Origin of the sequence: Campylobacter sp. LR291e (assembly GCF_008633915.1) — a bacterium.
GTDB lineage: Bacteria > Campylobacterota > Campylobacteria > Campylobacterales > Campylobacteraceae > Campylobacter_D.
Window position 1 is genome coordinate 91,967 of the sequence record NZ_VJNV01000022.1, and the last position, 10,417, is coordinate 102,383.

Genomic DNA, 10,417 nt, shown 5'->3' on the forward strand with positions numbered 1-10,417 from the left:
AAAACCCCTATGATTTCGGCTAAAAAATTTATCTTTGGGATACCTTTGAGACAGTACTTGCATTTACCTTTTAAAAAAATATATGAAAAAATGGGTATTAGGGTAAAAAATGAGAGTTTATGATTGCAATAAAAACAATAAGAGCGTATTGAAAATAGGGGTTTGTTTTCGCAAAATCTACTTGTAAGGCATATGAAAAATGAAGAAAAAATTAAACTTAAAACAAAAAGAAAGGCTAAATTCAACGTCCAAAGGTCCTTTCTCTTTGCCTAAATTCTTTTATAATCTTTCTAAATTCCCTTTTTGTAAGCCCTGGAAATAGGGTTTGACTAAAATAAATTTCAGCATAAGAACTTTGCCACAATAAAAAATTTGAAAGTCTCTTTGCATTGCCAACTCTAAGCATTAAATCAACGTCCATACAAAGGTCTAAATTTTCACTAATATTTTTTTCATTTATTTCTAAATTTTTTTCTAAAACGCGTTTAACAGCCCTTACAATCTCATCACGTGCCCCATAGCTAATAGCCAAATTTACGCATAATAAATTGCAATCCTTTGTATCTTCTTCTAATCTAGCAATTTTATTTCTAATATCCTTATCTATAAGGGTCAAATCTCCTATAGCATGAAATTTAATATTATTTTTTTTAAATTCCTTCAAGGCATCTTCTAAACACCTGTTAAGAAGTTCAAAGATAAATTGAATTTCTTCTTTTGGACGTTTCCAGTTTTCTGTACTAAAGGCAAAAAGGGTTAAATTTGAGATTTTTTCATCAATGCAAACTTCCATAAGCTTTTGCATAGTTTTCACACCTTGCGAGTAGCCAACCGTGGCTAAAAATCCCTTAGCTTTAGCCCAACGTCTGTTTCCGTCCATTACAATGGCAAGGTGATTAAGCGTGTTCATTAGCTATCCTTTAAAATCAAATAATTTTTTAAATGTATATAAAGGTTTTAATTTATTATCATGCAAAACATTATATTCTAAGTGTTTATTAAGAAATTTTTGCACCTTTAAAAAGGGTGTGAAAATAGAAACTCCTTTTTTATCAATAATGATTTTTAAAGCCCCAAAAACACTAAAATAAAGATAAAGTTCTATGAAATTTTCATTTTTTCGCATTTGAAACAAACAAGCCTTATTTTCAAAAATAAAGGGAATATGATAGATATTTTCATAACTTGCAAAAAGCATTTCTTTTAAAATTTGATATTTTTGCCTATTTTTACACTCACAAATAGAATTTATAACAAAATCTTTAAAATTTATCTTTGTTTCTAAAAGTGCTACTATCACACTTAAACCCTCTTCAAAGGGGAGTAAATTTGGTCTCTTGCTAAGATTTTTAAATTGTAAAATGCCACCCTTATTTGTGTAAAGTTCTGCCAAATACTCAGCCCCAACTTCTAGTTCAATTAAGCTTTTTGTGCTTATTTTTTTGTGATTTAAAAGCAGTGTGTAATGCCCCTTATACGAAGAATCAAGCACCTTCATTTGAATAGGTAGGGTCGAGTTTATCATACTACTCATAATTTTTCACACATTCTAGCTAATATATAGCCTAATTCTTCTTTGCTTATTAATTTTGAAGTACTTATATCATTTTTTGTTATAAAGCTTAATTGATTAAAATTTGAACCAAAATTATTTTTATCTCCTAAAATATTTAAACAAATCATATCCAGCTTTTTTTCAATCAAGGCTTTTTTAGCATTATCTAAGGCGTTTTTTTCATCAAGCTCCATTTTAAAGCCTATTTTAATGCCCTTAAATTTGGTATTTTTAAGTAGGTCTTCATTTAAATTTAAGCTTAAATTTAAATTTTCTTTGCCTTTTTTAATCTTACCCTTTGTATATTTTTGTACAAAATCACTCACAGCTGCTGCCATTATCAAAAAATCATCATTTTGAAATTTATCAATTAAATTTTTTAAATCCTTTGAACTTTCAAAATTATACACTGCATAAGGTGCCTTAAATTCAACGCTACTAAGTAATCTTACATTAGCCCCTAAAAAATAAAAGGCATCAGCTATAGCCTTAGCCATTTTTCCACTTGAAAAATTGCTAATAAATCGCACATCATCAATCTTTTCTTTAGTCCCTCCACAAGTTATAACAATATTTTTATTTTCAAAAAATTTTTCTTTAAAAAGTTGTCTTTTGACTATATTAAAAATATCTTTTATATCAGCTAAAGCCCCGATTCCCTCGTCCTTACAAGCTAGTTTTTTAACTATGGGTTTAATGATTATGGCCTTATTTTTTTCTAAAATTTTAAGAGAGATTTGAGTGCTAAAATGATTATACATATTTGAATTTGCTGCAGGGGCTATTATTAAGGGCTTAGAACTAGCTATTAAGGTTTGGATAAATAAATTATCACTTATGCCATAAGCTAGTTTATTAATGGAATTTACACTGGCTGGTGCAAATACTATAATATCACAATCCTTGCTAAATTTAATATGATTATTATCATTTTCCCAGCTTTCATTTTCTACGCACAAAACGCTATCACACAAGGCTTCAAAGCTTAATCTACTAGCAAATTTTAAGACCCCTTCGCTTAATAAAACCTTTACTTTAAAATTTTCTTTTTTAAATAAGCTTATTAACTCATAAGCTTTATAAAATGCTATGCTACCACTAACTGCTAAAAGAATAGTTTTCATTTTTTTCCAAATTTTTTATAAAAATAATCCTTGACTATCTTTTCTTTTGCCCTATTTATAAATAGTGTCCCACTTTTTATATTTTGACTTACACAACTTCCAGCAGCGATTATCACTTCATCATCGATTTTTATAGGGGCGATTAGTTGCGTATCTGAGCCTATAAATACATTTTTACCTATTATAGTTTTATACTTTTTGACCCCGTCATAATTGCAAGTTATAGTCCCACAGCCTATATTTGTGCCCTCATCAATCTCACAATCTCCAAGATAGCTTAAATGTCCGGCTTTAACACCATTTAATCTTGCCTTTTTACATTCTACAAAATTTCCTATATGAGTGTTTGAAATCTCACAACCTGGTCTAATGTGTGCCAGCGGCCCTATATCTGAGTTTAAAATAACGCTTTCTTCTATAACGCTAGAATGCTTTATAATGGAGTTTTCAATTATGCTTTTTCCTAAAATTTGCACATTTGCTTCTATTTTGCATTCTTTAATAAATTTAGCCTGTGCACTTATAAAAATACTAGCTGGATTTTGCATTATAACGCCTGCTTGCATTAAGTTTTTTTTGATTCTTTCTTGCATTAAATTTTCAGCCACGCTTAATTCAAATTTATCATTAACGCCCATAAACTCATACTCATCAACAAAAATAGGAAGTATATTGTAATTTTTTTCCTTGCTAAGCCTTATAATATCTGTTAAATAAAACTCCCCGACCCTATTGTCATTTGTAATCTTAGGCAAAAGTTCATTTAAAATACTAGTTTTAATCACATAAACGCCACTATTGCAAATTTTTATATTTTTTTCTTCTTCATTTGCATCTTTTAATTCTACGATTTTTTGAATTTCATTATCTTTTATTATTACCCTGCCATAGCTTTTTGCATCTTTGGTATCAAACACTGCCACGCTTAAATCTGAGTCATTGTTAATCAAATTTTTAAGTGTTTCTTTTTGTATTAAGGGCATATCTCCACAAAGTATCAAAACCTTATCGTGCTTAGCCTTATATTCTTTTAAAGCCCCTGCTGTGCCCGGATAATTTTGCAAATCCTGGCTTATAAAATTTATATCCTTAAAATCAAGACAAATTTCTTTTTCAACCTCTTCTTTTTTATGTGATAAAATAACGCTAATATCATTACTCAAAGTATTAGCCTTATCTAAAATATGCCAAATCATGCTTTTATCTGAAATTTTTTGCAAAACCTTTGGAACATCTGATTTCATCCTAGTCCCAAGCCCTGCAGCTAGTATTACTATACTTATATTTTGCATAAAAAACCTTTATAGAATAAAGGATATTTTAGCAAGTTAAATTAAATATTTTTGCAATTTAGAAAGTATTTAGTTTTTTATTTTAAATTTAAGAATTGTTTTATATTTTTAGCTAAAGCATTTGAAACATTTACAGATACTGCATTGCCAAATTGTTTATAAGCTTGCGTATCGCTTACTACTTGTTTCCATGAATTTGGAAAGCCTTGCAGTTTGCTACACTCATTTGGAGTAAGTTTTCTTACATTTATAAGATTGTCATCATTAAATTTTGCAAAATTTAGTTCATTGGTTACATAATTATCTTGACTAGCCCTATGCATTTTACACATTGTAGCAGTTAGTGTTTTACTAATCTTACAATTTATGCTAGGTTCAGCTTTATATCCACCACTACCCCAACTAAGTATTGTTTTTGCTATTTTTTTACTTAAAAAATAGTTTTTATCTACATTTTTATCAAGTAAATCTTGTGTTGAAATTTTAAGCTTATAACCTTTTGGAAATTCAAATTTAATATTGCTAAATTCCCTTAAAATAGCTACTATAAAAATTCTTGTTCTTTGTTGTAGAAAACCAAAATCTTTAGTATTTAACATCTCATAAAAATAATTATATTCTAAATTATCTAGTAATTTTAACATTGTATTGAAAGTTTGTTTTTTGTTATGAGAGATTAAATTTTTAACATTTTCAAGAACTATAATTTTTGTTTTGTGTTTTTTTGACAATATCTAAAATTTCATAAAAAAGTGTTCCACGTTTATCATCAAATCCTTTTTGTTTTCCAAGAGAACTAAATGGTTGTCAAGGAAAGCCTGCGAGTATTATATCGTGTGGTGGAATTTGTTCTTTAAGAATTAAAATATCGCCTAAGATTATATTTTATCTATGTTTTCTTTATAGGTTTGCACAGCAAATTTATCAAAATCATTAGCCTAAATTATTTTAAAATTATTTTGCAAAAATCCCAAATCAAATCCACCAATGTCTGAAAATAAACTAACAATTTTCATTAAAAACTCCACTTTGTTGGATTTGTTGAAAAAGTTTTATTAAAACATCTACAACTATAGAATTTCCACTTTGTTTTCTAGATTGAGCCATAGAAACGCAAATTTTAAAATCATCACTAAAACCAAAAAGTCTCAAGGCTTCACGTTTTGTTAAGACCCTTAGTTTATTATTTGTAGTTACATAATTATTAATACTAGCCCTATGAGAGTTACCTTGAGTGGAAAGGATTGCACGGGCTATTTTTAAATCAGTTTTAGTATTTTGATGATAAAAATTCTTAGTACCTGGACTTAAAACATAGGCTTTTAACTTTTCACTTAAAAAATATTTATCATCTACAACACTAGGTGATTTTTTTATTTTAAGTTTTCCATTTTCACTAGTAAAATTTCTAAATTTACAATTATCTAAAAGAAGTCTTGCATACTAAATTTAAGTTTTTCTGGTTTTGGAAATTCAAAGTTATTAGCAAAATGTGCGTTTTTAAAAGCTACAATAAAAATTCGTTTTCTATCTTGTGGTATATTATAATTTCTATTATCTAAAAGTTGATATTTTAAGACATAGCCAAGTGGGCCAAATACGTTTTGCATAATATTCCAAGTTTTACCCTTATCGTGTCTTAATAAATTTGAGACATTTTCATAAATAAAAACCTTTGGTTTAATTTCTTGTATTATTCTTGCATAATCATAACATAGTGTCCCACGCGTATCACTAAGACCCATTTGGCGACCAATTTGTGAAAAACTTTGACAAGGTGACCCACCTACTAAGATATCAATTTGTCTTTTAAAATCAATCCCATCCAAAAGTCTAATATCCTTAAAAAAGTAATCACATTTGTAATTTGCTAAGTAAGTATCACGAATAAAATTGTGTTTTTTAGAGTTATTTTCATAAAGTTTATAACAATATTCTTCTTTTTCTTTGGGACTTTTTAAGCATTTAATAGTTTTTAATTCTTTATCATAATCTATTGTTAAGTTTATATCACTATTGTCACAAGCAAATATTGTTTTGTGTGGAAAATTTAAACGTTTTAATGCAAATTTAAATGCACCTATTCCACTAAAAACTGTGGCAATTTTAAGCATTTTTTCTCTTTTGTTCTTTGATTAAAAATTGTTTATAATGCCAAGACATAAAACGTATTCTTTGATCGTTTAGAAAAAAATTTGATATTTTTTATCATTGTATATATAAAGATTGTCTGCAAAATTACCATTTTCATTACCAAACAGGTAGGAAAGTTTTAATCGTCTATTGTTATCAATACTTATTAAATGTTTATCAAATAAAGCATCCATATTGGCAGATAAAAGTAAACCATTATGTATGTCATATATTTCTTTTAAATCACTATTTTTGTAACTTTTTATATGCGAAGCCCTAAATAATATTAAAAAGTTTTCTCTACTTGCCTCAATACCGCTAAATGGACAACTTATTGTTCCATTTTTTTGTATAGGCTATTACTTCATCTGCTAATTTATTACGCCAAACATTTTGGAAATTTCTATTTTTTACAATACATTTGATTTGTTCATTTATGGTAAGTTTATGATTTTTTAATTTTATTTGATTATTTATAAATTGTGTCAAACTTGGAAGCTGAATTAATTTATCGTTAAATTGCTGATACGAGAGAGAGTTAAAACGGCTGTTTTTGCTTATGTTTCTTCCTATTTTATTTATAATTTGTTTTGTATAATATTTTGTAAAATACTCTATTTAATGTTCGTTTACGATATAAATATTTGCAAAATCTGTCAAATTTATATTTTTTGCTTTGTTTCTTTTTTTCATTCGGTGTTGGTAAATTTAAGAATTTATTAAATTTACAAAGGAAAAAAAATGCAAAAATTAAAAGTAAAAATAAACAAATGAAAAAGGTCAAATTTATTCTCATATTCAAAAATGGTTCACTATAAGACCTGAGAAAATAATTATACAAAAATTTGTATGTACTTTAGTGAACGAATACAAATATAATCTAAATTAAATGTAAAAAGAATTAATACTTACAAGGCAACGGAGAGAGATTCAGTTAGTAATTTAAAAAATGCTAGTGATATAGCAAAAAACAATAATCCTTTTATAATCGTAGAATGCAAATCTGATAATGTTTACATAGATATAGGTCATGTAAAAGAAATTATAGATATACAAAAAAAAACGATGATGATGAAAAAGAAAGACAAAGATTATTAAAATCTATAGTAGTTTTTAAAAAAGATGAATTTAACAAAGTGCTTAATAAATGCCATGATATAATAAGAAACGCAGAAAAACACGACACAGCAAAGACCTTTGATGAGATTGCAAAGGTTTTATTTATGAAGGTTCATATCGAAAGAAATGCTTTAAAACAGATAAGTCCTACAACAAATATTTTTTCTTTAAAATATATAGAAGATAAGGAAAATGACCCTGGTAGAAATTTTAACGAAAGTGTTTTTAAAGATATGTTTGATCAAACTAAAAAGGAATTTTCGAGAGATAAAATTTTATGGAAAATGAAAAAATAGAATTAAAAGATAGTACTATTAAAAATATAGTCAAGGAATTAGAAAAATATAATCTTTCCTTAACTTCTGCTGATATTAAAGGTATTGCCTTTGAAAATTTTTAAGCACTACTTTTAAAGGTGATTTAGGACAATATTTTACACCAAGGGCTATGGTTGATTTTATGATAGAAGCGTTTAATCCTTTATAAAATGAGCTATGTTGTGACCAAGTAGTAGTGGTTTTTTAATAAATATCTTTAATCAAATTAAAAAAGATATTCTACAAGTAATTTTTAGTAGGTTTTATAGGCTTTAAAGTCCTATTTTTTCATAACAATTTTTTTATATTTTTCTAAAAATGGCACAAAATATGCCACTAATTTAAAAAAATTTGTAAATATTATAATCATTTTTTGCATTTTTTGTCAAGTTTTTAAAAAAAAAAAATTCATTTTTTTGCAATTATACATAATAATGACTTATTTTTAATGTTTATTTTATAAAAATTGCTCTTTTTGTCTAAGGTTTTTTAAGCTTTTAAACTTAATTAAAGCTTAAAAAAGTCGGGGCTTGATTGGTTTTTTTGTAAATTGGTTGGCTTTTTGCAAAATTGCATTTTAAATATTTTTTTTAAAATTAAAAGCGCGCCCTGCAATTTTATATTAATTTTTAACTTTTTCATTTTTTATTAATAGCTTTTTTTCTTTTTCTAAGTTTTTTTTATTTTTCCGTGTGGTGTGGCGAGGTTTTGAATTAAGATTTAAAATTGTGCGTGGCGTGAAAAGGTAAAAAAACTTAGAAAAATAGTTATATTTTTAAGGTTGTGTGCGTTGGTGTAAAAAAATATTAAAAAAATGTGTGCGAGTGGCTATGGCTTGTGCGAGAATATTTTAAAATTTAGCTTTTAAAGATGTGTTATAAAATGTGTTTAAAATCGTGCGTTGGGTGTCTTGTGAGTTTTTTTTTTTTTTTAATTAAAAATAAGTCCGTGCGGAGTGGCATTTTTTTAAAAATGTATTACTTTTTAAAAAGAATATTATTAAAAAAATATTTTTATGCCTTTTCATACATAATAATTTAGGAAAAAAAACTTTAACCCTTTTTTTAAAAATTACATTAATTTAAAATATCTTAGTTAAAAAAAAGGAGTAATAATGGCTGGTGAGTTAAGTATTGAAGAACAAATTAAAGAAGTTTTAGCAAATGACAACGCCTTTTTAGAACAAGTTAAACTAACCTTGCTTGGTGTTAATGAAATGTATAATATTTTTAAATCTTTAAATGAGAGTTTTAATAATATTGAAAGCAATTTTTTAAGCCATGATGAAAGCCTTAAAAATTTACAAGATAATTTAAATCAAAATTTAGAAAATATGTCAGCACAAATAAGTAATTTTGAAAGCTTAATTAATCAAAAAGAAAAGGATTTTCAAAACTTACAAAATTTGCTTAATGAAACTAGTGTTTTAATGGAAGAAAAAGGCGAAGAGTTTATTAAAATAAGTGATGAAGTTAATAATTTAAAAAATATTATTTTAGAGCATAAAAATGAAATAGCTGCTCTTTTAGAACTTTTAAGAGATACTGAAAATTATGAAAAATTAAAGATAATTAGTAATAACTTCGATACTCAAATTCTTTCAATTAATAGTTTAATTGAAAATTTTAATTCAAATTATTTATTAAAAAAGATTGATTTTAAACATTTTGTACAAGAAAGTAAAAAAAGTCTTATTAAAGAGGTACAAGTTTCTAATATTAAGCAATTGGCTAATATTTATAATTATTTGTTTACACTAGAAAACACAATTTTTAAAAATACGCTAAAACAAATTAAGGAGTAAAAAATGGCAAATTTGATTTTAAATAAGGTTTCAAATTATACAGGCCTTAGTGGGTCTATATTTGATAGTGGCTTAAGTTTTTCTTATGAGGATTTAAATGAAGAGCAACTTAATACAAAATTTATTATTACATTAACTGCTAATAATTTAACACTAAATAGCGAATATGATAATTTAATAGATGAAAGTGGCTCTGTTACTTTTTCTCATACCATAAGCGAATATAATGAGGCTTTTAAGGCTTTAAAAATAACCCTTGGTAATGAAAATGGTAGCCTTGAAATAACTTATAATTCTTTGCTTACAAATAGCGAAATAAAAGAAAGTATTATAAGTATTGTCAAAACGCCTAGTGAATTAATAGAAAATGACTATCAAAAAATTAATTTTTATCTTGAAAATATACAAAACTCAGCTACTATTTTACAAGATTTAAGGCAAAGGGTTGAACTTGCCTTTGGAGATTTGTCAAGCTTTGATAGCGATATAACCTCTCTTTTTCAAAGTTTCAAGGATTTAAAAACCCAAAATGAAATACTTATTAATGAAATAGTAGAAAGGTCTAAAAATGAGTTAAATGAGTTAAAAGAAAGTATTATAGTTGAACTTAATGAATTTAAAGATAATCTTAATCAAGAAATAGAAGGGGCTAAAACTACAGCTTTAACAGATATAGAAGGGGCTAAAACTACAGCTTTAACAGATATAGAAGGGGCTAAAAATTCTTAATTTTAAGGATTTTTAAATTATTTAAGGATTTATTATGAATGAAAATTTAAATATGCTTTTACAAACTCAAATTAATGCTTTAATTGAGTTACAAACTCAGCTTAAAATAATACTTGATAATTTTGAAAGTATTGATTCTTCTTCTTTTGATGAATTAATAGGCCAATCTTTACAAGAATTAATAACCACCTATTTAGAAGAAAATGAAGGTCTAAAAGACCTACAAAATCAATTTGAAGAAGTAAAAAAAGAGGTTGAAAACATTAATATAACAGGCGATATAAGCACAATTAACACTTTACAAGATGAAGTTAAGGTTTTAAGTAATAAAATATCTTTAAAGC

At 26.3% G+C, this 10,417-nt stretch carries 13 protein-coding genes and 1 pseudogene; 5 read left to right on the plus strand and 9 right to left on the minus strand.

What is annotated here, in order from left to right; translation table 11 throughout:
• Positions 1-2 precede the first annotated feature (2 nt).
• The 9 genes and pseudogenes from FMM58_RS09120 to FMM58_RS09340 form a co-directional block, all read right to left on the minus strand.
• Positions 3-245: pseudogene (locus FMM58_RS09120) on the minus strand (prepilin peptidase); the annotation flags it as partial.
• A complete protein-coding gene (gene uppS / locus FMM58_RS04495; RefSeq protein WP_150151676.1) occupies positions 242-910 on the minus strand; it encodes a polyprenyl diphosphate synthase in 669 nt (222 codons plus the stop codon). The pseudogene FMM58_RS09120 and the gene uppS, both read right to left, overlap by 4 nt.
• 3 nt (positions 911-913) lie before the next feature.
• Complete coding sequence (locus FMM58_RS04500; RefSeq protein ID WP_223810453.1) at positions 914-1,534, minus strand: hypothetical protein; 621 nt, start codon at positions 1,532-1,534, stop codon at positions 914-916.
• Entirely contained in the window at positions 1,531-2,679 is a 1,149-nt protein-coding gene (coaBC, locus tag FMM58_RS04505; RefSeq protein WP_150140084.1) for a bifunctional phosphopantothenoylcysteine decarboxylase/phosphopantothenate--cysteine ligase CoaBC, read from the minus strand. The genes FMM58_RS04500 and coaBC overlap by 4 nt, the downstream gene beginning before the upstream one ends.
• Positions 2,676-3,971 (minus strand): bifunctional UDP-N-acetylglucosamine diphosphorylase/glucosamine-1-phosphate N-acetyltransferase GlmU, encoded by a 1,296-nt coding sequence (gene glmU, locus FMM58_RS04510; protein WP_150140085.1) that lies wholly within the window; start codon positions 3,969-3,971, stop codon positions 2,676-2,678. The genes coaBC and glmU overlap by 4 nt, the downstream gene beginning before the upstream one ends.
• A 77-nt stretch (positions 3,972-4,048) precedes the next feature.
• The gene (locus FMM58_RS04515; protein WP_263312658.1) at positions 4,049-4,702 is read right to left on the minus strand and encodes a DNA cytosine methyltransferase; all 654 of its coding nucleotides are present in this window, start codon (positions 4,700-4,702) and stop codon (positions 4,049-4,051) included.
• Between the two features lie 271 nt (positions 4,703-4,973).
• Complete coding sequence (locus FMM58_RS09125; RefSeq protein ID WP_263312659.1) at positions 4,974-5,348, minus strand: DNA cytosine methyltransferase; 375 nt, start codon at positions 5,346-5,348, stop codon at positions 4,974-4,976.
• A gap of 47 nt (positions 5,349-5,395) precedes the next feature.
• On the minus strand, positions 5,396-6,085 hold the full coding sequence (locus FMM58_RS09130; RefSeq protein WP_263312657.1) for a DNA cytosine methyltransferase: 690 nt from the start codon (positions 6,083-6,085) through the stop codon (positions 5,396-5,398).
• Positions 6,086-6,154: 69 nt separating this feature from the next.
• Positions 6,155-6,457, minus strand: a complete 303-nt coding sequence (locus tag FMM58_RS09340; protein ID WP_150140094.1) for an HNH endonuclease signature motif containing protein — start codon at positions 6,455-6,457, stop codon at positions 6,155-6,157.
• 783 nt (positions 6,458-7,240) lie between these two features.
• Between FMM58_RS09340 and FMM58_RS04530 the strand changes: the two genes are divergently transcribed.
• The 5 genes from FMM58_RS04530 to FMM58_RS04545 all read left to right on the plus strand — a co-directional run.
• On the plus strand, positions 7,241-7,519 hold the full coding sequence (locus FMM58_RS04530) for a hypothetical protein (protein WP_150140086.1): 279 nt from the start codon (positions 7,241-7,243) through the stop codon (positions 7,517-7,519).
• A complete protein-coding gene (locus FMM58_RS09135) occupies positions 7,501-7,623 on the plus strand; it encodes a hypothetical protein (RefSeq protein ID WP_263312609.1) in 123 nt (40 codons plus the stop codon). Before FMM58_RS04530 ends, FMM58_RS09135 begins: the two co-directional genes overlap by 19 nt.
• Before the next feature lie 1,031 nt (positions 7,624-8,654).
• Positions 8,655-9,344 (plus strand): hypothetical protein, encoded by a 690-nt coding sequence (locus FMM58_RS04535; RefSeq protein ID WP_150180441.1) that lies wholly within the window; start codon positions 8,655-8,657, stop codon positions 9,342-9,344.
• 3 nt (positions 9,345-9,347) lie between these two features.
• On the plus strand, positions 9,348-10,073 hold the full coding sequence (locus FMM58_RS04540; protein WP_150180442.1) for a hypothetical protein: 726 nt from the start codon (positions 9,348-9,350) through the stop codon (positions 10,071-10,073).
• A 34-nt stretch (positions 10,074-10,107) separates the two neighbouring features.
• Positions 10,108-10,417, plus strand: a 310-nt coding sequence (locus FMM58_RS04545) for a DUF342 domain-containing protein (RefSeq protein WP_150180443.1), incomplete at its 3' end; no start/stop codon positions are given.